This is a genomic window from Arthrobacter sp. 10L424 (genome assembly GCF_056395325.1).
Window position 1 is genome coordinate 152,714 of sequence record NZ_JBFTJH010000006.1, and the last position, 22,557, is coordinate 175,270.

Annotated in this window: 21 protein-coding genes and 1 tRNA gene; 6 read left to right on the top strand and 16 right to left on the bottom strand. The window is 65.2% G+C overall.

Translation table 11 applies throughout. The features are described from left to right. Positions 1 to 10 precede the first annotated feature (10 nt). Both AC1DC5_RS12660 and gcvH read right to left on the bottom strand, forming a co-directional pair. The gene (locus tag AC1DC5_RS12660) at positions 11 to 487 is read right to left on the bottom strand and encodes an FHA domain-containing protein (RefSeq protein ID WP_441405329.1); all 477 of its coding nucleotides are present in this window, start codon (positions 485 to 487) and stop codon (positions 11 to 13) included. 153 nt (positions 488 to 640) lie between these two features. Then, complete coding sequence (gene gcvH / locus AC1DC5_RS12665) at positions 641 to 1,027, bottom strand: glycine cleavage system protein GcvH (protein ID WP_441405328.1); 387 nt, start codon at positions 1,025 to 1,027, stop codon at positions 641 to 643. A 145-nt stretch (positions 1,028 to 1,172) separates the two neighbouring features. Between gcvH and AC1DC5_RS12670 the strand changes: the two genes are divergently transcribed. Together AC1DC5_RS12670 and AC1DC5_RS12675 are read left to right on the top strand one after the other, a co-directional pair. Beyond that, positions 1,173 to 2,042: an Fpg/Nei family DNA glycosylase gene (locus AC1DC5_RS12670; protein ID WP_476865370.1), complete on the top strand. Its 870-nt coding sequence runs from the start codon at positions 1,173 to 1,175 to the stop codon at positions 2,040 to 2,042. A 154-nt stretch (positions 2,043 to 2,196) separates the two neighbouring features. After that, the gene (locus AC1DC5_RS12675) at positions 2,197 to 2,793 is read left to right on the top strand and encodes an adenylate kinase (protein WP_476865422.1); all 597 of its coding nucleotides are present in this window, start codon (positions 2,197 to 2,199) and stop codon (positions 2,791 to 2,793) included. Between the two features lie 56 nt (positions 2,794 to 2,849). On the opposite strand, the gene AC1DC5_RS12680 is transcribed toward AC1DC5_RS12675, so the two are convergent. From AC1DC5_RS12680 to AC1DC5_RS12725, 10 genes are all read right to left on the bottom strand, one after another. Then, positions 2,850 to 2,926, bottom strand: a tRNA-Pro gene (locus AC1DC5_RS12680). Between the two features lie 149 nt (positions 2,927 to 3,075). Next, complete coding sequence (der, locus tag AC1DC5_RS12685) at positions 3,076 to 4,626, bottom strand: ribosome biogenesis GTPase Der (protein ID WP_441405326.1); 1,551 nt, start codon at positions 4,624 to 4,626, stop codon at positions 3,076 to 3,078. Further along, positions 4,623 to 5,330: a lysophospholipid acyltransferase family protein gene (locus tag AC1DC5_RS12690; RefSeq protein ID WP_476865423.1), complete on the bottom strand. Its 708-nt coding sequence runs from the start codon at positions 5,328 to 5,330 to the stop codon at positions 4,623 to 4,625. The genes der and AC1DC5_RS12690 overlap by 4 nt, the downstream gene beginning before the upstream one ends. 70 nt (positions 5,331 to 5,400) lie before the next feature. After that, complete coding sequence (cmk, locus tag AC1DC5_RS12695) at positions 5,401 to 6,129, bottom strand: (d)CMP kinase (RefSeq protein WP_476865371.1); 729 nt, start codon at positions 6,127 to 6,129, stop codon at positions 5,401 to 5,403. Further along, positions 6,129 to 7,238, bottom strand: coding sequence for a prephenate dehydrogenase (locus AC1DC5_RS12700; RefSeq protein ID WP_441405324.1), 1,110 nt, complete (start codon positions 7,236 to 7,238; stop codon positions 6,129 to 6,131). The genes cmk and AC1DC5_RS12700 overlap by 1 nt, the downstream gene beginning before the upstream one ends. Positions 7,239 to 7,241: 3 nt before the next feature. Further along, a complete protein-coding gene (locus AC1DC5_RS12705; RefSeq protein ID WP_476865372.1) occupies positions 7,242 to 8,519 on the bottom strand; it encodes a pseudouridine synthase in 1,278 nt (425 codons plus the stop codon). A 110-nt stretch (positions 8,520 to 8,629) separates the two neighbouring features. Next, positions 8,630 to 9,211, bottom strand: coding sequence for an SMC-Scp complex subunit ScpB (gene scpB / locus AC1DC5_RS12710; protein WP_476865424.1), 582 nt, complete (start codon positions 9,209 to 9,211; stop codon positions 8,630 to 8,632). A gap of 110 nt (positions 9,212 to 9,321) precedes the next feature. After that, positions 9,322 to 10,242: a segregation and condensation protein A gene (locus tag AC1DC5_RS12715; protein WP_476865373.1), complete on the bottom strand. Its 921-nt coding sequence runs from the start codon at positions 10,240 to 10,242 to the stop codon at positions 9,322 to 9,324. Between the two features lie 8 nt (positions 10,243 to 10,250). After that, on the bottom strand, positions 10,251 to 11,150 hold the full coding sequence (locus tag AC1DC5_RS12720; RefSeq protein WP_056431118.1) for a ParA family protein: 900 nt from the start codon (positions 11,148 to 11,150) through the stop codon (positions 10,251 to 10,253). Positions 11,151 to 11,469: 319 nt separating this feature from the next. Continuing rightward, positions 11,470 to 12,837, bottom strand: a complete 1,368-nt coding sequence (locus AC1DC5_RS12725; RefSeq protein WP_476865374.1) for a cation:dicarboxylate symporter family transporter — start codon at positions 12,835 to 12,837, stop codon at positions 11,470 to 11,472. A gap of 140 nt (positions 12,838 to 12,977) precedes the next feature. On the opposite strand from AC1DC5_RS12725, the gene AC1DC5_RS12730 reads away from it, so the two are divergent. Beyond that, the gene (locus AC1DC5_RS12730) at positions 12,978 to 14,690 is read left to right on the top strand and encodes a sensor histidine kinase (protein ID WP_476865375.1); all 1,713 of its coding nucleotides are present in this window, start codon (positions 12,978 to 12,980) and stop codon (positions 14,688 to 14,690) included. Further along, complete coding sequence (locus AC1DC5_RS12735) at positions 14,687 to 15,400, top strand: response regulator (RefSeq protein WP_476865376.1); 714 nt, start codon at positions 14,687 to 14,689, stop codon at positions 15,398 to 15,400. The genes AC1DC5_RS12730 and AC1DC5_RS12735 overlap by 4 nt, the downstream gene beginning before the upstream one ends. Before the next feature lie 173 nt (positions 15,401 to 15,573). Here the strand turns inward: AC1DC5_RS12735 and AC1DC5_RS12740 are convergent, their stop codons facing one another. Next, positions 15,574 to 16,173: a recombinase family protein gene (locus AC1DC5_RS12740; RefSeq protein WP_476865377.1), complete on the bottom strand. Its 600-nt coding sequence runs from the start codon at positions 16,171 to 16,173 to the stop codon at positions 15,574 to 15,576. Positions 16,174 to 16,506: 333 nt separating this feature from the next. Between AC1DC5_RS12740 and AC1DC5_RS12745 the strand changes: the two genes are divergently transcribed. Then, positions 16,507 to 17,352: a cation:proton antiporter domain-containing protein gene (locus AC1DC5_RS12745; protein WP_476865378.1), complete on the top strand. Its 846-nt coding sequence runs from the start codon at positions 16,507 to 16,509 to the stop codon at positions 17,350 to 17,352. Positions 17,353 to 18,215: 863 nt separating this feature from the next. Here the strand turns inward: AC1DC5_RS12745 and AC1DC5_RS12750 are convergent. Beyond that, entirely contained in the window at positions 18,216 to 19,169 is a 954-nt protein-coding gene (locus tag AC1DC5_RS12750) for a hypothetical protein (RefSeq protein ID WP_476865379.1), read from the bottom strand. A 625-nt stretch (positions 19,170 to 19,794) separates the two neighbouring features. Here AC1DC5_RS12750 and AC1DC5_RS12755 point away from each other — a divergent pair. Next, positions 19,795 to 21,030, top strand: a complete 1,236-nt coding sequence (locus AC1DC5_RS12755; RefSeq protein ID WP_476865380.1) for an IS30 family transposase — start codon at positions 19,795 to 19,797, stop codon at positions 21,028 to 21,030. A 108-nt stretch (positions 21,031 to 21,138) separates the two neighbouring features. Here the strand turns inward: AC1DC5_RS12755 and AC1DC5_RS12760 are convergent, their stop codons facing one another. Together AC1DC5_RS12760 and AC1DC5_RS12765 are read right to left on the bottom strand one after the other, a co-directional pair. Beyond that, the gene (locus tag AC1DC5_RS12760) at positions 21,139 to 21,663 is read right to left on the bottom strand and encodes a P-loop nucleotide/nucleoside kinase family protein (RefSeq protein ID WP_476865381.1); all 525 of its coding nucleotides are present in this window, start codon (positions 21,661 to 21,663) and stop codon (positions 21,139 to 21,141) included. A 119-nt stretch (positions 21,664 to 21,782) separates the two neighbouring features. Next, a complete protein-coding gene (locus tag AC1DC5_RS12765; RefSeq protein WP_476865382.1) occupies positions 21,783 to 21,920 on the bottom strand; it encodes a hypothetical protein in 138 nt (45 codons plus the stop codon). Positions 21,921 to 22,557: the final 637 nt, after the last annotated feature.

Here is a 22,557-nt window from a genome sequence, read left to right on the forward strand (position 1 = left end):
TACCCCGGAATCAGACGTTGCCTGCTGCGCGGGCAGGGCTCAGGTAGAAGGTAAGGCGGAACTTTCCGATCTGCACTTCGTTGCCGGATTTCAGCTCCACACTGTCGACGCGGTCGTGGTTGACGTAAGTGCCGTTCAGGCTGCCGGTGTCCACGACTTCGAAGCTGCGCGCCGTGCGGCGGAACTCGACGTGGCGGCGCGAAACCGTGACGTCGTCGAGGAAGATGTCGGCATCCGGGTGCCGGCCCGCCGTCGTGGTGTCCGAGTCCAGCAGGAAACGGGCGCCCGTGTTGGGTCCGCTGTGCGCCACCAGCAGGGCAGAGCCGTACGGCAGCGCCTCAACGGCGGTCCGCTCCTCAGCCGAAAGCTTCGGGGTGATGGTGGGTTCATCGCGGACCGGGGTGAGGTTGATCGACGTGGTCTCCGAAGCCTTCACTCCACCCGTGCCAAAACCGTCACCGGTGTTGTTGCGTTCGTGCCCAAACATTGATTCCTCCATTCGCTGCAGGTGTCCCCCCTGCAAACAACGCATGCCGTCCGGAAAAGCCTGGCAAATCCGGGATTCAGCCCTTCGGCGGGGCGTTGTCCGGCTGGTTTCCCAGCGCCTGTGCCAACGACCCGGCCCGAAAAGGCCTTTGCTTTAGCCTACCTGCTGTTCGTACTCAGATGCACTGAGGAGCGACTCGACCGCGTCGGCCTCCGCAAGCTTGATTTCCATCAGCCAGCCCTCGCCGTAGGGATCTGAATTGATCAGGGCGGAATCGGTGTCCAGGGCCTCGTTACGGGACACCACTTCGCCGGAAACGGGGGCGTAGATGTCGCTGACGCTCTTGGTGGACTCGACCTCGCCGACGACGTCGTTTGCCTTGATCGTGGTGCCGGCCTCCGGCATCTGGGCGTAGACGACGTCCCCCAGCGCGTCCTGGGCAAAATCGGTGATGCCCACGCGCACGACACCGTCTGCGTTCGGGGCTGAAACCCACTCGTGTTCTGCGGTGTAGGACAGCTCTTCGGGAATGTTGCTCATGACGGGCCTTTCATCGGGTCAATCACCATTGTCTTCGGCAGGCAGGTGAACTGTCCGCCGGTGAAAGTATAGGCATATCCGGCCCTACCCGGGGAGGATTCTGCCATGATGAAGCGATGACTGAACAAGCCGAAACAGGCCGGCAATGCCCGAACTTCCGGAGGTAGCCGCCCTGACGGACTATCTGGCCGGGCAGCTGCTCGGGACGGTAGTCAGCGGGATCCAGATCGTCTCCTTCGCGGTGCTCAAATCGGCCGATCCCCCTTTCTCCGGGCTGGAGGGCAGGACCGTGACCGGGGTGCGCCGCTTCGGGAAGTTCGTCAGCCTGGAAGCCGACGGGTTGTATTTTGTTTTCCACCTGGCCCGGGCCGGCTGGGTCCGCTTCACCGACGCGCCCACCGGGACCCAGCTAAAAATGGGCAAGGGCTACCTGGCGGCGCGGCTGTCCTTTTCCGGGAGCTCCGGCCCGCTCGGTCTCGACCTGACTGAGGCCGGCACGAAGAAGAGCCTCGCGGTGTACGTGGTCCGGGACCCGTCCGATGTCCCCGGCATCGCCGCACTGGGACCCGACCCGTTCAGTCCCGGGTTCGACGTCGATACCCTGGCCGGGATTCTCGGCGCCAGTTCCCAGCAGGTCAAGGGTGTCCTGCGGAGCCAGAGCGTGATCGCCGGGATCGGAAACGCCTACAGTGACGAGATCCTGCACGCGGCCCGGTTGTCGCCCTTCGCGATCGCCAAATCCCTGGACCGGGATGCGGTGCAGCGGCTCTACGACGCCATCCACGACATCCTGGGGACCGCGGTGGAGGAAGCCAGCGGGAAACCGCCCGGCGAACTGAAGGACACGAAGCGCAGCCACATGCGGGTCCACGGCCGCGCCGGCGAAGCGTGCCCGGTGTGTGGTGACACGGTTCGGGAAGTGTCGTTTGCGGATACGGCCCTGCAGTACTGTCCGAGCTGCCAGACCCAGGGGAAGATCCTGGCCGACCGCCGGACGTCGCGGTTCCTGAAATAGGTCCTTTCTGAAATAGGCGCTTCCCGAAAAGGCGCGGGCGTGCAGGGTGCGGAGCCCGCCGTCGTTCCCAGCTCCCTTGCGCTGGCGCCTCCGGGCGGACACGATACAAGGACGCTTGTGTACGCCGCCATAGGGAGTTGCCTCAACGATGCGAATGCTGATTATGGGACCCCCGGGGTGCGGCAAGGGCACCCAGGCCGAGCGACTGTCCCGGCGCCTCGGCATCACCGGGGTGTCCACCGGAGAGGCTTTCCGTGACCACGTGAAGAATCAGACGCCGCTGGGCCGGGAAGTCACGGGGCATCTGGATGCGGGCGACCTGGTACCCGACACCCTGACAAACCGTGTGGTGCGTGAGCGCCTGAACCACAGCGACGTCAAGGGCGGTTTCCTCCTGGACGGGTATCCCCGAAACACGGCACAGCTGGCTGAACTCGACGTCATCCTTGCCGCCAGCGGGCAGGAGCTGGACGTTGCCCTGCAATTGCGGGTTGACGACGCCGAACTCGTCCGGCGGCTGCTCCACCGCGCCACCATGACCGGACGCAGCGACGATACCGAGAACGTCATCCGGCACCGTTTGGAGCTCTACCAGCAGGAGACAGCGCCCGTGGCCTCCGCCTACTTACAGCGCGGGATCCTCCTGAGCGTCGACGGCCTGGGAAGCGAGGATGACATCTTCGGCCGGCTGCTTGCGGCACTTCGTGAGTCCTTCCCCGAGGCCATGCCCGATGCCACCACGGACGGTTAAACAGCAAAGGCCGCCTCCGGAATTCTCCGGAAACGGCCTCTGACCTGCTGTTTCTATGGTCGGGCTGACAGGATTTGAACCTGCGACCCCTTGACCCCCAGTCAAGTGCGCTACCAAGCTGCGCTACAGCCCGCTGGTTCCGCCGTTCTCCGCTCCCGATGCCGCCCGCTGGTATCCAGTGGATTTCATCTGAGCAGTCCGGCCGAACCACCTTGAAAAGCTTACACGATTCCGGAGGGTGCCCGTGACACTTTCAGCATGTCACGGGCAACTGTGTCGGAATTAACGCTTCTTGCCGCGCTTTTCCCGGACACGCATGTTGACCTCGATCGGCGTGCCCTCGAAACCGAAGGTCTCACGGAGCCGGCGGGTGATGAAGCGGCGGTAGCCCGGGTCCAGGAACCCGGTGGTGAAGAGCACGAACTTCGGCGGGCGGCTGGACGCCTGGGTGCCGAAGAGGATGCGGGGCTGCTTGCCACCGCGGACCGGGTGCGGGTGCGCCGCGACGAGTTCGCCAAGGAAGGCGTTGAGCCGCCCGGTGGCGATCCGCTTGTCCCAGCTTTCCAGGGCGGTATCCAAGGCAGGGACCAGCCTGTCCTTGTGCCACCCGGTCAGCGCCGAGATGTTGACGCGCGGCGCCCAGGCCACGTGGGCGAGGTCCTGCTCGATTTCGCGTTCCAGGTAGGTGCGGCGTTCGTCGTCGAGCAGGTCCCACTTGTTGAACGCGAGAACCAGTGCCCGGCCGGATTCGATGGCCAGCTGCAGGATGCGGACGTCCTGCTCGCTGAGCACCTCGTCCACTGCGAGGAGCACGACGGCGACCTCGGCCTTTTCGAGGGCGCTCTGCGTGCGCAGCGAGGCGTAGAAGTCAGCGCCCTGGGCCATGTGCTGGCGGCGGCGGATGCCGGCGGTGTCCACGAAGCGCCACGTGCGGCCGCCGAGTTCGATGAACTCATCGACCGGGTCACGCGTGGTGCCGGCGGTGTTGTCCACAACAACGCGCTCGGAACCTGCCAGCTTGTTCAGCAGCGAGGACTTGCCGACGTTCGGACGCCCGATCAGCGCGATCCGGCGCGGACCGCCGGAGCGCTCCAGGCCCTCGATCGTGGAGAACTCGGGGAGGGTGTCCATAACGTGGTCCAGGAGGTCGGCAACGCCTCGTCCGTGCAGTGCCGAAACCGGGTACGGCTCGCCGAAGCCGAGGCCCCAGAGCGTTGCCGAGTCCGCTTCCTGTGCGAAGTCGTCCACCTTATTGGCCACAATGATGACCGGCTTCTTGGACTTGCGGAGCATCTTCACGACGGCTTCGTCCGTGGCAGTGGCGCCAACGGCGGAGTCGACGACGAACAGCACGGCGTCGGCGAGTTCCACGGCCATCTCGGCCTGTTCGGCAACGCGGGCGTGGATGCCGCGGGCGTCGTGCTCCCAGCCGCCGGTGTCGACCAGGGTGAAGTTCCGGCCGTTCCAGGTGGCCGAGTACATGACACGGTCACGCGTGACACCGGGGGTGTCTTCCACCACGGCTTCGCGGCGGCCCAGGATACGGTTCACCAGCGTTGACTTGCCCACGTTGGGCCGGCCGATGATGGCCAGGACCGGGTCAAGCTTGACCGGGCCGTCGAAGTCCTCGTCGTCGTAGTCGCCGCTCAGGAGGGCCGCGTCGTCTTCATCCAGATCGTAATCGTCCAGACCGGCCCGGAGGGAGGCCGCGCGGAGCTCTGCTTCCTCGTCGTCCAGGGCGGCGAGGTGCTCGGCCACCTGGTCCGTGCCGGTGGGCGTGTATTCGTCTTCGCCGGCGCCGAACGGGCCGGAGGTTTGAGTCGTATCGCTCATTGCACTTTCCTTATGGGGTGATCTGCCGGCGTCCCGGCTACTGCTTCATGACGTTCTTGCGGGGAATCCGCGTCGGGCAAGGGCTGCCCTGTTCTTTGGATCGAGTCCTGGACATGGCGGGCCAGCGCGGCGCGGATCTCGGTTCCGGCCCTGTCCATTGAAACACGCCCGGTCTCACCGGGCCTGCGGCTGACGTTGAGGGCCCCGCCGAAGCTGACGTGCAGCCGGCGGCGCAGCCGTGGAACGGCGTCGAGGTGTTCGCTGCCGGTCCGGGTGCCGAGGATGGCCACGGGGACCACGGTCGCGCCGGAGTTCAGCGCGAGCCAGGCGACGCCCTTGTTGATGGCGGAGGCTTCGCCGCTCCCCCGCGTCCCTTCGGGAAGGATGCCGACGCACCGTCCGGCGTCGAGCACGTTTTTGGCGGTGAGGAGGGCAGCCCGGTCGCCCGTGCGGTCCACCGCCAGCTGGCCGGACGCCTGGAGCACGCGGCCAAGGAAGCCCTTGAACATTTCCTTCTTGACCAGGATGTGCATGGCACGCGGCGATGCCCCGAACATCACCGGTCCGTCCAGGAAGCTGATGTGGTTGCCGGCGAAGATGACCGGACCGGCCGCCGGGACGTTGGCGCGTCCCGTGACCGATGTCCGGTAGAGGACGTGGTTCAGGACCCAGCCAACGGGCCGGCTCCAGACGGTGGTCCACAGGGCCGGCACCGTGGCCCGGGCCGGAGACTGCGCCGGAGACTCGTCCTGAGTCTGTGCATCCTGCCGGGCGTCAGTCACGGTCGAGGTCCTGATGGTTGGCGATGCGGTTCACGATGCTGAGTGCGGCCTCGACGGTTTCGGCGAAGTCGAGCTCCGAGGAGTCCAGCGTCACCACACCGTCGGCGGCCCGGGTGAAGTTCACCACGGTTGAATCCTTCGCGTCGCGCTGGGTGACCTGCGCTGCGAGCTGTTCGGCGTTCTGGCTGCCGCCGAGCTGGATGCCCCGGCGGCGCAGGCGCGCCTCTTCGCTCGCCGTGAGCAGCATCCGCACTTCGGCGTGGGGCGCGACGACGGTGGTGATGTCCCGGCCTTCTACCACCATGCGGCGGTGGTGCTTTTCGATCAGCACGCGCTGCCGGCGGATCAGTTCGGTGCGGGCGCCAAGGGTGGTGGCGACCGAGCTGACGGCAGCCGAAATGGACGGCTCCCGGATCGCGAGCGTGACGTCGGTGCCGCCGACCCGGACGTATTCCTCCGCGGGGCTGGTGCTGATCTCCAGCGGCAGGTTTTCCGCGGCGGCCTCGACAGCGGCTGCGTCTTCAAGGTCCGTGCCGCTGTCCAGGCAGTACCAGGTCAGGGCACGGTACATGGCGCCCGTGTCGAGGTACGCCAGCCTGAGCCGGCGTGCCACCTCTTTGCTGACGCTGGACTTGCCCGATCCGGACGGCCCGTCGATGGCGACGACGAGGCTTTTTCCGGGGCGGAGAATGTCCACGGTTTCGATAAGTTCCTGGGTCATTACTGGAGTACCTGCCATCCGCGGTCGTTGAGGGCTTCGATGAGCAGTTCGTGCTTGTTGGGCAGGACGGAGATTTCCACCATGCCCACGTTCTGTCCGGACGAGTGGTCCAGCCGGAGGTCCTCGAGGTTGACGCCGATCTCGCCGATCTCCGTGAGGAGCTTGGCGATCTGTCCGGGCGTGTCGTCCACCAGGACGGTCAGCCAGGAGTACGCCTGCGGGGGTCCGCCGTGCTTGCCCGGGATGCGGGACTGCCCGGCGTTGCCTTCGCTGATCAGCTGGGCGAGATCGAGCCGGGCGCCGGGCGCCGTCGGGTTCTCAAGCGTCCCAATGAGCCGGTTGAGGTCCTCGCGGACGCCGTGCAGGATCTCCACGACCTTTTCTGCGTTGGCGCCAAGGATCTGCACCCACAGGGTCGGGTCGCTGGCCGCGATCCGGGTGACGTCCCGCAGCCCGTTGCCGGCCAAGGACAGCGCATGCAGGGGCGTGCCCTGCAGCCGGCTGGCCACGAGGGAGGACACCACCTGGGGCACGTGCGAGACGAGCGCCACCGCCTCGTCATGTTCCTCGGCCCCGAATTCGGAGACGACCGCGCCGAGGTCGCCGGCCAGCGCACGCGCCGCCTGCAGCGCCTGGGGCAGGGTCTCCTCCGAGGGGCACAGGACCCACGGCATCGAGGTGAAGAGTTCGCCGCGGGCGGCGACGGGACCAGACTTTTCCCGGCCCGCCATCGGGTGGGTGCCCACGTAGCGGCCGAGGTCGGCGCCGCGTTCGCGCAGCTCGGCCTGGATGCCGGCCTTGACGCTGGCGATGTCCACGACGGTTGCCTCGGGGTAGTCCGTGAGGGCGCGCTGGACAACATCCGCGGTGACATCCGGCGGTGCGGCGACCACAACGAGTTCAGGCTGCTCGCCGTCGAGGCGCGCCAAAGGCAGGCCTGCGCCGATGTCGACGGCGACGGCCTGGTTGGTGGGCGAAGGGTCGGACAGGAAGACTGCCACTCCGCGGCCCCGCAGCCCCAGCCCGATGCTGGTGCCCAGGAGCCCGGTCCCCACGACCACCACCGGACCGTTGAGGTGGCCGCGGCCGTGGGTGCGAAAGGCGGACATGCCTTACAGCCCTACGGATGCCAGCAGGTGGCCGACTTCCTGCTTGCCGAGGTTGCGGATGCTGCCCTGGCGCTGGTCGCCCAGGCCGATGGGGCCGACCTTCACGCGGACCAGGCGAAGCACCGGGAAACCGACGGCGTCGAACAGACGGCGGACGATCCGGTTCTTGCCCGAGTGCAGCACGACCTCGATCAGCACGTGGCCCGGGGTGGAGTCCACCAGCCGGAAGGAGTCCACCGAAGCGATGCCGTCTTCGAGTTCGACGCCGGCCTTCAGCTCCGCGCCGATGCCCTGCGGGAACGGGCCGCGGACCTGCACCAGGTAGGTCTTGGGGACTTCGTAGGAGGGGTGCGTCAGGCGGTTGGCGAGTTCGCCGTCGTTCGTCAGCAGCAGCAGTCCCTCGGTGGCGACGTCGAGGCGTCCGACGTGGAACAGGCGTTCGCCGTGGTTGTTGCGGACGAAGTCGCTGACACAGGGCCGGCCGTCCGGGTCTTCCATCGTGGAGACAACGCCCTTGGGCTTGTTGAACACCATGTAGACCATGTTCTCGTCGAGCTGGATGCGCAGACCGTCCACGTGGACCACGGCGGTCTTCGGGTCGATCCGGACGCCGAGCTCGGTGACGACCTGGCCGTCGACCTCAACACGGCCCTCGGCGATCATTTCTTCGCAGACACGACGCGAGGCGACGCCGGCCGACGCCATGACCTTCTGGAGGCGGATGCCGTCCTGGTCGTGCAGGTCAGACTGGGGCACCTCGGCGCGGGGTCCGCGCTTGCGGGCCGGCTTGCGCACGGGTCCGAGGCTCTGGCCGAAGCGTTCGCTGCCGAAGGCGCGGGAACCGGTGGCCTTCGCCGCTCCGGCGCCGACGCGGGGCTTGGGCTTGAGCGCTCCCGGCGTGCCGGGGGCCTTGCCGAAGCCGGGCTTGCGGGCGGCAGCCTTGCGGGCAGCCTCCTTGCCGGAGGGCGCCTTGGACTTCCAGTCCCCGGACGCCGGGCGGCTTGAGGGCGCGCCGTCGGGTCCCTGCAGGTCCGGATCGATGAAGGCCTCTTCTCGGGGCTTGGGGTGCTTGAAGGGGCTGTCGCCGCCGCCCTTGTAGCCTGCTCCCCCGGTGCGGCTTCCGCCCTGCGCGCCGCGGCCTGAGCCGCCCTTGTAGTCGGCTCCGCCGCTGCGGGCGGCGCCGCCCTGTGCGCCGCGGCCTGAGCCCTGCGCTGAATTTTGTCCGGCGCTGTTGCGTCCCGAACCGTTACGTGGTGAACCCTGGCGTCCCGCCTGTGTCATGACCCGTCCTTCGTTTGTTGGCCACGGCCGCTGTCTCCCGACAGCACCCGCCGGCTGGGACAAAAAGCTTCTGCCCCGGTGGATACTTCTGCGCAGGCAGTTGTTCCTGCCTACATTCTTCCTGAGTCGTAAAACTCTTCGATGCCTTCGAGCCCCGGAAGATGGGGTGAAAGTTGCGGTAATTCCGCCACCGAGCCGATTCCCATTCGCTCCAGGAAATACGACGTCGTGCGGTACAGGATGGCCCCGGATTCGGGATCAGTTCCCGAGTCCTCGATCAGCCCCCGCTGCGTCAGCGTCCGCACGACAGAGTCAACATTGACTCCTCGAATTGCAGACACCCGCGCCCTCGATACGGGCTGGCGGTAAGCGATGACGGCGAGCGTTTCGAGCGCCGCCTGCGTCAGCCTGGCTGTCTGTCCTTCAAGCACGAATCCGCCGACAATGTCAGCAAACTCAGCGCGCGAATAGATCCGCCAGCCTCCGGCAATACTCCGCAATTCAAAACCCCGGGCGGTGGCACTGAAGCCAGCACTATTGCTAGCGAAACTGGCATCGTCCACATCCGGGGCATTAACAGTATAGCCGTTATACTCCCGCTGCAGTTCCACGAGCAGCCCCTCGACGACGTCGACCGTCAGGTTCAGCCCCGCGGCGAGCTCGACCGCCGTCGCCGGCTGGTCGATGACCATCAGGACGGCTTCGAGGGCCGCCCGGGCGCCGCCCGGAAGACTGCTGACGTCCGGAAGGCTGCCGGCGTCGGGAAGGCTGCTGGCGCCGGGACCGGCGTCGGGTGCTTCGTTCACGGCTGCTCCTCATATTCTTCACTCAGGTTCGCGCTGCTCCAGGCTTCGCCGTCGGCGGTCCAGCGGACCGTCAGGTCCCCCAGCGGGAGCAGCTGTTCGAAGGCCACGGCCTTGTCCCTGAACAACTCCAACAGCGCCAGGAAGCGGGCCACGACGACGAGGGTGGATTCGGCGTCGGCGATCAGCACCCGGAAGGTGAGCGGGGCGCCAAGCTGCAGCCGATGGCCCAGCAGTTCGGCCTGCTCCTTCACGCTGACGGGGGTGCCATGGAGGTGGGCGAGGCCGACCTCGGTGGGCGCGGCCTCCTTGGGCTTGAGCGCGGCCTCGGCCAGGCTGGCGAACTGCTGCGGGGTATGCCGCCAGAGGAGCTCCGGCAACAGCGCCGCGAAGTGGCCCTCGAGCGCGACCTGCCGGGGATACCGCCCGGCCTCAAGCTCGAGGGTGGACCCCATCATGCCCGCCACCTGCTTGAAGGCCTTGTACTGCAGGAGCCGGGCGAAGAGCAGGTCGCGGGCTTCGAGGAGGGCGATGTCTTCCTCGTCCTCAACCTCGCCGGCCGGCAACAGCCGGGCCGCCTTGAGGTCCAGCAAGGTGGCGGCGATGACGAGGAATTCGCTGGCCTCATCCAGGGCCCACTCTTCGCCCAGTTTCTGGAGCCCTTTGATGTACTTGATGAATTCATCGGTGACGGTGGACAGCGCCACCTCGGTGATGTCCAGCTGGTGCTTGGAAATCAGGCCCAGCAGCAGATCGAACGGTCCGGTGAAGTTGGACAGCCGGACCTCAAAGCCGGGTTTCTTGCCGGCCTGAACCTCCGGCTGCGGTGTGCCCGCAGCCGTGTCTTCCGCCGCTGTCCCGGCGCCGTCCTCCATGTCCGCCGGCGCGGGCTCCGCCGTCGGGGTCCTTGCCCCTGCCACGACCCTGGCTAGGGCGCGCCGCCGCGCGAAATGAGCTCTTTGGCGAGGTTGCGGTAGGCGTCCGCGCCGATGTGGTTGCCGGCGTAGCTGGTGATGGGCTCGGCCGCGACGGTGGCGTCCGCAAACTTGATGGACCGCTTGATGACGGTCTCGAAGACCTTGTCGCCGAAGGCCTCCACGAGGCGGGAGATCACCTCGCGGCTGTGGAGGGTGCGGGCGTCGTACATGGTGGCGAGCACGCCGTCGACCTGCAGCCGGGGGTTCAGGCGGTCCTGGACCTTGTCGATGGTCTCTACCAGCAGCGCGACGGCGCGCAGGGCGAAGAACTCGCAGATGAGCGGGATGATCACGCCGTGGGCCGCGGTCAGCGCGTTGACGGTGAGCAGGCCAAGGGAGGGCTGGCAGTCGATCAGGACGACGTCGTAATCGTCCTCGACCTTCTTGAGGGCACGGTCCAGCACCTGCTCGCGGGCCACTTCGTTGACGAGCTGGACTTCCGCAGCGGAGAGGTCGATGTTGGCGGGGAGCAGGTCGACGTTTTCGACCCCGGTCTTGTGGATGGCGTCGCGGATGTCGACCTTGCGGTCCATCAGGACGTTGTAGACCGTGAGATCCAGCTCGTGGGGGTTGATGCCGAGGCCGGCGGAGAGGGCGCCCTGCGGGTCGAAATCGACGAGGAGCACGCGGCGGCCGTACTCGGCAAGCGCGGCGGCAAGGTTGATGGTGGAGGTGGTTTTACCCACCCCGCCCTTCTGGTTGACCATTGCGATAACCCGCGCGGGGCCGTGGGATGACAGCGGCGCGGGCTCCGGAAAGTCGCGTTGAGGGCGCCCGGTGGGGCCCATGACGGCGTCTTCCAGATCGAGTTCGGTGCCTTCCAGAGTTGCTGAACCCTGTTCGCTGCTCACGTATCTATCCACACTTTCGATGACGGTGATTGTCGTGCTTGATATTGCTGCCTGCGTGATCACTGCGCCCTGGAGATCAAGCCTTGAAGATCAGGGCGTTGGAGATCAAGCCGAGCTTGTTCCTCCCAAGGTTACAGCGCCCGACACGGTATTCCACGGACCTTGACAGCGGGCAATATTTGAGCCTCAACCTTCTGGTAGAAGTCGAAGGTTACTGTCTTGGCACAAAGAACCGCCCGGACGCCGGGAGGCGTCCGGGCGGCTTCGCGGGCCCTGATGCTTCAAATCTGCTTCAGTTCCAGCTGAATCCGGCCTTGGGTCAGGCGTTCGCCAGAGCCGGGCGGGCGGGCTCAGCGGCATCTTCCGCAGCATCATCCTGTGCATCGTGGCCGGCGATCATGGTCCGCTCGTCGAAGGGTTCGTTGCCGGCGAGGACCCGCTCGACCCGTCCGCCGTCGATCTCCTTGACCCAGGTGCCGATCAACACGGTGGCCACGGCGTTGCCGGTGAAGTTGGTCAGGGCGCGGGCCTCGGACATGAAGCGGTCGATTCCGACGATCATGCCGACGCCGCCGAGCAGTTCCGGTTTGTGGGCCTGGAGCCCGGCAGCCAGGGTGGCCAGGCCGGCACCGGTGACACCGGCAGCGCCCTTGGAGGCGATGATCATGAAGACCAGCAGGGAAACCTGGGCGCCGAGGTCCAGCGGGGTGCCCATGGCGTTTGCGACGAACAGGGATGCCATGGTCAGGTAGATGGCGGTGCCGTCGAGGTTGAAGGAGTAGCCCGTGGGGACCGTGACGCCGACGACCGGCTTGGACACGCCCAGGTGCTCCATCTTCGCGATCAGGCGCGGCAGTGCGGCCTCAGATGATGAGGTGGAGAAGATCAGCAGGTATTCGCGGCCGAGGTATTTCATCAGCTGGAAGATGCTGACGCCGGAGACGATCTTGAGCAGGCCGCCGAGGATCACCACGATGAACAGGGCACAGGTGACGTAGAACGCGCCCATCAGGGTTGCCATGCTGAGGATGGCCTGCATGCCCGTGGCACCCACGACGGCGGCGATCGCGCCGAAGGCACCGACCGGGGCCAGCCACATGATCATGACCAGGATGCGGAAGACGAGGGCCTGGCCGTAGCCGACGGCCTTGAGGATCGGGGCGCCCTGCTTGCCCATCTGCTGGAGGGCGAAGCCAACCAGCAGCGCGGCGAGCAGGGTGGGCAGGACCGGAATGTCGCCCGGAATGATGCCCAGCAGGAAGTCGACCGTGCTGTCCGTGGCCGCCTTCTTGTTCGGATCGTACGGTGCCAGCTTGAGGCCCTCGCCCGGGTGGATGAGGTTGCCGACCACGAGGCCGATGGCCAGCGCGAAGGTGGACATCACCATGAAGTAGCCCAGAGCCAGTCCGCCGACCTTGCCGACCGTGGCCGCCTTCGCGATCGAGCCGATGCCCAGGACGATGGTGCAGAAGATGACCGGGCCGATCATCATCTTGATAAGTTTGATGAACCCGTCACCGAGGGGCTTCAAGGACTTGGCGAACTCGGGGAAAAGCAACCCGACCAGGGCGCCCAGGATAACGGCGGCGATGACCGCGATGTAAAGATAGTGGGACTTGTCGAGCCCCTTGCGCTTCTTGACCGGCGTCGCGGCCGTGGCCGTTGACTCTCCTCGTTGAGAGGCCATGGTGTTCTCCTTGGATAGGCTGGGGACGTCGGTGCGGCACAGGCTGTGGGCCCATCACGTCCGTTCTGCGTGTTCCACCATCATTGGGGATGGAGTGACGCGCATCACCGTTGCGTTCATATTGGTCATGGAAGGTGTTGATGATCCACCGCTGGAGCATCGCCCGACGGCTGTTTGTGGCTCATCTGCTGTTCATGCTGGCCCTGACCGCCGTCGTCGGCACGGCCACGTTCGTTGATGCCCGCGACCACGCCTACGACGAGGCAGGCCGGCGGATGGCCGCCGTCGCGACCACCATGGCGGACAACCCCCTCGTGCTGGACGCGGCGAGCGCCGCGGATCCCACAGCCCTACTGCAGCCGTACGCCCTCAAAGTCATGCAGGACGCCGGCGCGGATTTCATCACGATCATGGCGCCGGATCGCACGCGGTGGACCCATCCCCGGGACGAGGAACTCGGCAAGCCCTATATCGGTTCCATCGATGCCGCACTGAACGGCCAGGTCTTCACCGAGATCACGTCCGGCACGCTCGGACCCTCCGTCCGCACCATCGCCCCGGTCAAGGATGCGGACGGCACGGTGCGGGCCCTCGTCGCGGCAGGGGTAACCGTCAGCACCGTCGATATCGCCGTCTCCGGCAGGCTGCCGGCGCTCGTAGCCATCGGCCTGGCCCTGCTCGCGGGCGGATCGGCGGCGTCGTGGCTCCTGGGGCGGTACCTGCGGCAGGTCACCCGCGGCTGGGGCCCGGAACAGCTCGCCCAGCTCTTCGCCTACTACGAATCGGTCCTCCACTCCGTCCGCGAAGGCGTCATCCTGATCGATCCCAAGGGCAAGGTGGTGATGTACAACGACCAGGCCGCTGAACTGCTGGGCCTCACCCCCCGCACGTCCGACGTCGACGGCGCAGCTGCCAACGGCGGGCGGCAGGAGGCGCCGTCGCTCGCGGAACTCCCGTTGACTCCCAGCCTTCGGGAGCTGTTCGAATCGGGCCGGACCGCACTTGACGAGATCCATCTGACCGGCTCGCGGATCCTCGTGGTGAACCAGGGGCCCGCCGTAGGGCCCGGCTCCGCCGGCGGACGCCCGGGGGCACCGGTCTACGGGACCGTGGCCACGATCCGGGACCGCACCGAGATCGAATCGCTCGGCAGCGAGCTGGAGACCATGCGCACCCTCTCCGATGCCCTCCGCGCCCAGACCCACGAGCACGCCAACCGGCTGCACACGATCGTGTCCCTGATGGAGCTGGGACGCGGCACGGAAGCCCTGGACTTCGCCACCCAGGACCTTGAGCTCAGCCAGCGGCTGACCGATGACCTTGTGAGCTCCATCGAGGAACCCGTGCTCGGCGCCCTCATCATGGGCAAAGCCGCCGAGGCCCACGAGCGGGGCGTTGAGCTGACCCTCAACACCGGAGGGAACGGGCACGGGCCCGCTCCTGTGACCGGGCTGGCGGTGCAGGACCTCGTGGCGATCTTGGGCAACCTCCTGGACAACGCCATCGACGCCGCCGCGGAGGCGCCGGCGCCCCGGCTCGTGGAGCTCACAGTGGAGGCGTCCGGCGATGCACTGGAGATCACGGTGGAGGACAGCGGGCCCGGGATCGATCCGCAGGCCGTGGACGACATCTTCCGGCACGGCTTCAGCACCAAGTCCCCGGGCCCGTTCGGGCGGGGCCTCGGCCTGGCCCTGGTCCGCCAGGCGGTTCAGCGGCTCGGCGGTACCATGACCATCACGAGCCCGGCCGGGGCGCTGTTCCGCGTCACACTGCCCGCTGCCTCGCCGACAGAGCCACCGACAGGGCCGCCGGCGTCACCGGCGGGCTCACTGACCACCGAGGGACAGCAATGAGCGACATCCGTGTACTCGTCGTCGAAGACGAGCCCATCGCCGCGGCAGCCCACGCCGCCTATATCGGCAGGCTGGAGGGATTCAAGCTGGCCGGTTCGGCCCCGGACGGGCAGTCCGCACTCCGGCTGATGACGGACTTCGCGGCGGCGGGCACCCCGGTGGAGCTGGTGCTGCTGGACATGAACCTGCCGGACCTGCACGGCCTCGACATCGCCCGGCGGATGCGGGCCGCCGGGCTGTTCGCGGACATCATCGCCATCACGGCTGTCCGGGAGTTGAACATTGTGCGGAGCGCGGTGGCCACCGGGGTGGTCCAGTACCTGATCAAGCCGTTCACCTTCGCCACGTTCGCGGACAAGCTCACCAGCTACCGGCTGTTCCGGGAGCAACTGGCCTCCCCCGCAGCCGGCCAGGCCGGTCCCGGGGCTTCGCAGAGCGACGTGGACCAGGCCTTCGCGAGCCTGCGGGCCCCCTCCGAGCTGCCGCTGCCCAAGGGCCTGGCCGCGTCCACGCTGGACTCGGTGCAGGACTTTATGAAGCTGCAGGCCGGGGCCGTGTCCGCCAGCGAGGTCATGGATGCCCTGGGCATGTCCCGGGTGACCGCGCGGCGCTACCTGGAATACCTCGCCGACGCCGGCACGGTCACCCGGACGGCCCGCTATGGCGCGCCGGGCCGGCCGGAGAACGAATACCGCTGGAGGCAGAACTAGGCGGACGCCCGTTCTTCAGTGATACCGCCACATTAGCTGCCTGTTTTTTCAGTACTCCCCTGCGCAGCGTCCCGCGTGATTCCAAGGTTGTGCGGGCCAGTATTGAGCGATGAGTTTTCAGTAATTCCTGCGCGCTTCGCACCCCTCGCTCAGCACTCCTATGCACCCGATTCTCAGGGGTGTCTTGCTTCGGCCGCCCTACGTTTTCCGCGTTCAATTGCCCGGTACACAGTGGAGCGACCGACGCTAAACAGCTCGGCCAGCTCGGCCTTGCTATATTCCCCCGCGGCGTTTAGTTCGAGGAGGTGGTTTTCCTGTTTGACGGTGAGTTTCGGCTGTTTCCCTCGTAGCCGCCCCTTGGCCTTGGCAACCTTCATTCCTTCACGGGTGCGCATGCGGATGAGGTCGGCTTCGAACTCGGAGATCATCGCCAACACGTTGAACAGCAGTTTGCCCATCGGGTCAACGGGGTCATGGACGGAGCCACCAATGCTGAGTTTGATTCCGCGGTTGGCGAGGTTATCTGCAATTTCGTGGGCATCCCGGACGGAACGGGCAAGACGGTCAAGTTTCGTGACGACGAAGGTATCCCCCGCCCGGCACGCGGCCAGGGCTTCGCGGAGTCCGGCTCGGTTTTTGTTTGTGCCAGTAAAGCCGTGGTCAACATAGATTCGTTCAGACTCAACGCCGAGGGCAGCCAGGGCATCACGCTGGGCAGTGAGGTCTTGCGCCTCGGTGGACACGCGCGCGTAGCCGACCAGTATTACTGACATGGAAAATAGTGTGTCACATAGCACCCCCTTACCGATTAGTTCACCGGACAGGTCTTACGGGACGCTAAGGGACCCCAGCTCGCAATGGTGCAGTTCAGCAGCGTGTGCGACCGGTGGAGAACCGGCTTGCGGGACCTTACGCGGACCACCCCCTTGCGGGACGATTTTGCTGAGTGAGGCGCGGAAATCTTGCGCTGAATTCGCGAATCAGGTTTAGCCCGCGGCCCTTCCTTTTGAGGAAGGGCCGCGCGGGCTACTGTGAGGCAGTCGAGTGACCCGTTTCAGCCCGCGGATGGCACGGAGCACTCCCCGCGAGATCACGTAGGAGGACGGATGCCGAGACGACCACAGCACTGGTTTCCAGGCTTGATTGGTGGTCAGGGAGTCATTCGTCCGAGCGGCGCCGCATGCACCGCCATCCTGATCATCGTCCGCTTCGTGCGGGTCTTTCCGCTGGTGTTTCTCCTGCGTCGACATGCTGCCCGGGCGGAGCACCGGCTCATGCGTCTCTGGCTCAGCCTGGACCGTCACCTCTTGCACCCCAAGGACGCCCGTGAACATCGACGGGCGCATCTCCGGCAACGGCTGTACGACCAACGGCGCGCCGATCTGGAGCAGGAACGCCGTGAGGGCCTGGGCTGGAAAGGCGCCACGGTTTTGGGTTGGTCCGGGATGCGCGGGGTGGTCACCCTGGCCGCAGCCCAATCCCTGCCGGAAACGGTGCCCTACCGGGAGCAGCTCGTCCTCATCGCCTTTACCGTGGCTATCGTCACCCTGCTCCTACAGGGCAGCACGCTTCCGGCACTTATTCGTGTCCTTGGGATCCGCGGCATCGATGCCTCGGCCGACCTGCACGAGTCCGCAGCCCTGTTCGACCAGATCGCTGACGCAGGACTGCAGGTTCTCGAGACACCCGGCGCCGTCCTCGGACCGGCAACAGCTGTGGACCCCGACGTCATCCAAACCAGCCTTCCGTTGGATCCATGCACTGATGAATCCAACGTTGAAGGTGGGGCCACGAATAACCGTCACTGGTGCCCGGCGAGTCACGAAGTGGGGCCAAATATATCCGTCCTACCGGGGCCATCCAAACCTGTCACAGCCACTCCTGGCCGCCCGCCGCCAAGGCAAATACTCCTCCCGCGTTTTGACCGATGCGCAGAGGATACTGGATGTTGAGGAAGCGCGGCTTCATCCACACGAGCCAAGGCACTGATCAGCGTGCCACCGCCGTCGGCATGACGTTAGTCCGGCCGGCCCTCATCGGTCCTGGTGGATGCCTGGGCCCATTCGGTGCCAATGGACCCACGAGTCCGAAGGCCCGGCCAGTCGCCGCAGCGACAGCACACATTCACTCAGGCTTGCCGCTCCGGCTTGTGGCGTAGGCAGGCAAGGGAGCGATCTTTGCCCTGCCCCGCGGCTTAGGCACTGCCGCTGCCACTAAACTGAGAAAGGCTCTCCAGTCCCCCAGCGTGGAGAGCCGGGAGCCTTCACGCTTGAGTCCACGGATCCGCGTGGAGGCTTCCTCATACCCCGCCCCGCGTCACTGCCCGACTACCGGCCCAGCCCACCCCAAAGATCCGAGGGTTGCGCCCATTGGGGGCAGGTGGAGCCCTCCGCCCCGTCCCCACCGGTGTGCAACCCGGCCTCTGAGGACTACCTTGAACTACGTCTGGCCGTAGTGTACGCCGGACGCGAGGCTTCTGGTCGCCCGCCGCAAAGGCAAGTACTCCTCCCAGGTTTTGACTGATGGGCAGAGGATTCTCGATGTTGGGGATGCGCGGCTGCATTCGCACGAGCCAAGTCGTTGGTCAGCATGCAAAGGTTGATTCATGCCTTCAGGCTTGTCCTGCCCCGGAAACCACCTGAGCCTTAGCTTGTGATTAGGCATGTTGAGGCAGTGCCCGTTGGCGAGAAGGGCGACGGGGCCATAACTAACCCCGCCGCCCTCTCAGTTGAAGACCTCAGGAATGCTCAGGTGGAAATATCCGAAACGTGCCTGCCCCTACATTGAAGGCGCGCGTTCCGGTCCCAGCTGCTGCTTATTTGCGATTGACGATTATGCCGCCTCGGGCGGACCAAATGATCCTGCCACCGACGAAGTCCTGGGCGACCGCACCGTCCCCGGAGTACCGGTATTCGTCCGTGAGCGGATAATTGAGGACTCCACTCTCGGCGCCGTTCTTGATCCATGCTTCACGGATAGCACCCTTGGAGACGTGCGCTCCGGTGGCAGGTGACCACACGATCCAGCTGTTGCTGAACCCTTGGGCGGCGCCGCCGCCCGTCAGCCCGGTGGTCTCGTACAGCGACACGGGAAGGCCAATGTCGCTGGAGAACCCGCCGCTGGCGAAGTACTTGTCCCTGATCGCCCCCGGGGTGAGAACGCTGATCCGTCCGTACCAGGTCACGACGAGACCGCCCTGGAAGTTCTGGCCCACGACGCCGCCGGTGGTAAGAAGTCCGTACCCTTCGGAGGTGGGGTACCCGAGGACCCTGTTTCCGACCTCGCTGAACCACAGATCCCGTTCAGGGCCGAAGAGGATATGGGCGCCTCCGACGGAGGTCCAGGCGATCGTCCCTCCCTGGTAGTTCTGGTAGGTCACACCCGCTGCGGTGCGGAGTTCGCCGGTGGTCGGGTACCCCAGGAAACCCGTTTCAAAACTCCGACCCGCGTAGACGGTGCGGATGGCTCCGTAGGAGACCTGGGCGCCGGTCGCCGGGGAGTAAACGACGACTCCCCGCTGGTACACCCGGTAGGCGCCGTTGTCTTTGAGGCCTTCAACTACCGGGCCCACCGGCCCGCCGAGTCTGTACTGAATGGCGACCGCGTCCATTGAGGCGTTCCGGGAGTCGACCGTCTGGGCCGTCACGGGAACTGACACTGAACCGGTGGGAGCCGCTGCGTTGGCTTCGGGGACTGCTGCGGCCATGACGGAAGCAGCGCTAAGGAGCAAGGTGGTCAGGGCAACGACTGACCGTTGGATGGCGCGCATGGATCTTTCCTGTTGGCTGGATGGGAGTTGGGGTTTTTGGAGCGCGTCAGTCACTGCTTACAAGGAATCAAAGTGCGCCATTGTTCATGTGCTGACAAGGGCCACAATAGACGTAAACGGGACTATTGGAAGCTGTTTATCACAACGTTTTAGTAACACCGTAATTCATGGAGGAGCACCGCTTTCCCGAGGGCTTTTATCAGTAGGGGTGGCGACTGATTACGGCTTCCTTGAGTTGTCTGAACTGCAATTCTGCGGCGGCCCTTTCCTTCTCACTGGAGGGCCATAGTGGTCAGATCGCCACAGGTGACACACGGCTCGATGCCCTCTCGAACGTCGACTGCAGTATGCCAGGGCCGCCCGGAACAGCGGCCTCCTGCCGTAGGGGCGGCGGCGTTGCCTAAGCACGCTTGCCGTTCATGCAACTTGCGCGGACCCTAAGCGGACGGCGTTGTGCCCATTGGGGGCAGGTGGAGCCCTGAGTCCAGCTCATGGCTGGGCGGTTTCCAACGATCGTCGCAACACTGACTGAAAGTGGTGTTGCTTCATGCGCAGTTCGACGCGCCGATCGAGGAAAATGGGCCCTCCGGGCTTGGTTGAGAAGAAGCCCTTGTACGTTCAGCTCATGAAAGAAGGGCACTCAAATCGGGCGGCATGCAGGACTCTTGGAATCAACCCGAACACGGGCCTTCGATGGTTGAATGGCCGCAACGGGGTTGAAGGCTTAGTGCAGCAGGGCTTGGATCCGCGGCCCCGTAAGGCCGCTCCTGCGGCAGCTATATCCAGCCGGTATTTGTCAGAGGACGAACGCATCTACATTGCTGACCGTTTGCTGGTTCGGGCGAGTCTCCGGTCCATTGCTCATGATCTTGGGAGGTCGCCGGCCACCATCAGCAGGGAGGCGGCTCGGAATCGTCCCGCCTCACGTCGCTATCATCCGTTCCGTGCCCAGAAAATGGCGCAGAAGAGAAGGCCCCGGCCAAGGCAGCCCAAGCTCGTTGGTGACGACGCGTTGCGGCAATACGTTGTGGAGTGCCTGTCGAAGCGATGGAGTCCTCAGCAGGTATGCCGTGCCTTGAGGGAACGGTTTCCGGGAGAAAGGCACCGACATTTGGCGCATGAAACGGTCTACCGTGCGCTTTACCATCTGAGCATCCGGCCCGTCCCAACGGGATCTGCCCGGCTGCTCCGCTCGGGTAAGTTCAGCCGGCGACCGCGGTCCAGGACCAAGATGAAGCCACGCCAGTACATGGCCGATGCTCTGAAGATCGGTGACCGCCCAGCCCACATCGCTACCAGGGAAGAAGCGGGGCATTGGGAAGGCGATCTCATCATGGGAAAGGGAAAAAGATCAGCAATAGTGACCCTGGTTGAACGCTCCTCCCGGTTCCTCGTCGCATTTGCCCTCCGCCCCGGAACCAGGTCCGATAGCATGCGTGACCAGCTCATTGAGGTGCTCGGAGTCATGCCGGCCACGTTGCGCAGGACCTTGACCTGGGACCGAGGATCAGAGATGGCCAAACATGCCGAGGTCACTACAGCGCTGGGGACGCTCGTGTACTTTTGCGATCCGGCCAGCCCCTGGCAGCGTGCGTCAAACGAAAACGCCAATGGCTTGCTACGACAATACTTCCGGAAAGGGGACGACCTGAGCGCGGTCGAACCGGCAGATGTCTTGTTCGCCGCTCAGGAGATCAACAGCCGTCCCAGGGCCGTCCTGGACTGGTCCAGCGCAGCCGGCAGGTTCGCGGTCTATCACGCGGCCGCCGCCAAGGAAACTGACGCTCCAAAGGTTCAGAATGTGGCTGAACCAGCAGGCACATCGGCCCTCCACTCTAGGACACCCGTCCTAGAGCACTGACGGCCCGGGACAAACGAGACACATCATCTGGTCAGAGTAGGACAAAGGTCCTGCTGCCCCGCAGGGCGATCCTCAACCGGGCACAAGCATGCCGGACGTTCCGCGCTCTCAGCGATTAAGCACCGCGTCCGCGATCTGCTGCGCGGCTTCGTCCGCTGTGATGTGTGTGGTGTCGATGACCTCGGTTTCATTGTGCAACCAGGTATGAGCTGCCTCGGCGTATGGCTCCAAGTAAGCGAAGCGGAACGTCGAGGGGCCAAGGTCTTGGTCGTTCTGTATACGGTCGCGGAGCGTGGCCTGGTCGGCGTGGAGCACAAAATGCTGGATCGGTATGCCGTGCTCGGATAGCCCATCGCTGATCTCCCGCCAATAGCTCTCGACCAAGACAGTCATCGGCATCACGAGTGTGCCTCCGGTGTACTCGAGCACGCGCCGAGCGGTTTCGACAACAAGCCTTCGCCACGGCTCCCAGTGCTGGAAGTTGTCCGTCTCAGGAAGTCCCGGCTTGATGTCCATGAGCACCTCACCGACCTTCTCAGCGTCGAAGACGCGCGCGTCGGGCAGCAATTGCTGCACGAGCGCGCTCGTCGTCGTCTTTCCCGCCCCGTGGGTGCCGTTGAGCCAAACAATCATGGACCGAACTCTAGCGGCAAATAGTTCTACTTCACGGCCCGCCCGTTGGCTCAACCATGACCGGACGGGGGCTCTCAGTCTGATCGCTGAGCTCCAAGCATCCTTCCGGCGGCTCGGTTTCAGTCCCAGCTCTTGCGTTTTCCGATGAAGTAGCCACAAATCATCACCCCTGCACCGCATGATCCCGTGATCAGGAAAGCCCAGTGGATGTGCGTCAGCGGGGGTTGCATCACGACCACCACTGCAATCAGGGCCATGAGTGTGCCAACACATAGAAGAGAAATCCCGAGCAGCCGAGGGGTCATATGCGGAACCCTAGTGCTTATAGATGAACCAAGCTATATGCACCAATGATCGGCAGAAAGTTGCCGCATTATTGAATCATTCCCACGGCCCAAGCCAAGCACCGCCAAGCAATTGGCGACTAGCCTGCCGTCTCATATGGGGGCATCCCGTATAGGGCCCTCAAGGCGTCCCGTTAGCCGGTGGTCCGCGTCAGGTCCCGTAAGCCGGTCGTCCTACGGCCGCCAATCCCGCATCCGGCAGCGGCGGTAGCGAGAGTGATTGCGATGTCCGGGCGGGATCGACTGGCGGGACGGTTCTGGCAATGGGCCGCGCTTGGCCTACCTGGCCTGCCTTGAGAGTGAAACTAATAGCCCAGCCGCCACGACCAGGGATATGCCTGGCGCCCACAGTGTGTCCGGGCGACCCATAGCCAAAGCAACGATGCATACAGCCACGCTGGCAACAAGCACAACTTTCAATGTCACTTGGATCGCTCGACTGCGCATGCGCTTCCCCATATTCAGTAGTTGCTGACACACCTCACAGTAGTGCCGGGGTTAGCTCAACGAGAGCGCGTCGTGCTGTCTCGCAAAATAGGGGCTAATTTGA

Excerpts from the sequence above, each read along its gene's own strand:
- AC1DC5_RS12765 (WP_476865382.1), bottom strand. The coding sequence starts at position 21,920 with ATGGCCCTGATTGCAGTGGTGGTCGTGATGCAACCCCCGCTGACGCAC.
- AC1DC5_RS12730 (WP_476865375.1), top strand. The coding sequence starts at position 12,978 with ATGATCCACCGCTGGAGCATCGCCCGACGGCTGTTTGTGGCTCATCTG.
- AC1DC5_RS12670 (WP_476865370.1), top strand. The coding sequence starts at position 1,173 with ATGCCCGAACTTCCGGAGGTAGCCGCCCTGACGGACTATCTGGCCGGG.
- AC1DC5_RS12750 (WP_476865379.1), bottom strand. The coding sequence starts at position 19,169 with ATGCGCGCCATCCAACGGTCAGTCGTTGCCCTGACCACCTTGCTCCTT.
- AC1DC5_RS12735 (WP_476865376.1), top strand. The coding sequence starts at position 14,687 with ATGAGCGACATCCGTGTACTCGTCGTCGAAGACGAGCCCATCGCCGCG.
- scpB (WP_476865424.1), bottom strand. The coding sequence starts at position 9,211 with ATGGTCATCGACCAGCCGGCGACGGCGGTCGAGCTCGCCGCGGGGCTG.
- AC1DC5_RS12745 (WP_476865378.1), top strand. The coding sequence starts at position 16,507 with ATGCCGAGACGACCACAGCACTGGTTTCCAGGCTTGATTGGTGGTCAG.
- AC1DC5_RS12660 (WP_441405329.1), bottom strand. The coding sequence starts at position 487 with ATGTTTGGGCACGAACGCAACAACACCGGTGACGGTTTTGGCACGGGT.
- AC1DC5_RS12700 (WP_441405324.1), bottom strand. The coding sequence starts at position 7,238 with ATGTCCGCCTTTCGCACCCACGGCCGCGGCCACCTCAACGGTCCGGTG.
- AC1DC5_RS12705 (WP_476865372.1), bottom strand. The coding sequence starts at position 8,519 with ATGACACAGGCGGGACGCCAGGGTTCACCACGTAACGGTTCGGGACGC.
- AC1DC5_RS12760 (WP_476865381.1), bottom strand. The coding sequence starts at position 21,663 with ATGATTGTTTGGCTCAACGGCACCCACGGGGCGGGAAAGACGACGACG.
- gcvH (WP_441405328.1), bottom strand. The coding sequence starts at position 1,027 with ATGAGCAACATTCCCGAAGAGCTGTCCTACACCGCAGAACACGAGTGG.
- cmk (WP_476865371.1), bottom strand. The coding sequence starts at position 6,129 with ATGACCCAGGAACTTATCGAAACCGTGGACATTCTCCGCCCCGGAAAA.
- AC1DC5_RS12725 (WP_476865374.1), bottom strand. The coding sequence starts at position 12,837 with ATGGCCTCTCAACGAGGAGAGTCAACGGCCACGGCCGCGACGCCGGTC.
- AC1DC5_RS12675 (WP_476865422.1), top strand. The coding sequence starts at position 2,197 with ATGCTGATTATGGGACCCCCGGGGTGCGGCAAGGGCACCCAGGCCGAG.
- AC1DC5_RS12740 (WP_476865377.1), bottom strand. The coding sequence starts at position 16,173 with ATGTCAGTAATACTGGTCGGCTACGCGCGCGTGTCCACCGAGGCGCAA.
- AC1DC5_RS12755 (WP_476865380.1), top strand. The coding sequence starts at position 19,795 with ATGAAAGAAGGGCACTCAAATCGGGCGGCATGCAGGACTCTTGGAATC.
- der (WP_441405326.1), bottom strand. The coding sequence starts at position 4,626 with ATGAGCGATACGACTCAAACCTCCGGCCCGTTCGGCGCCGGCGAAGAC.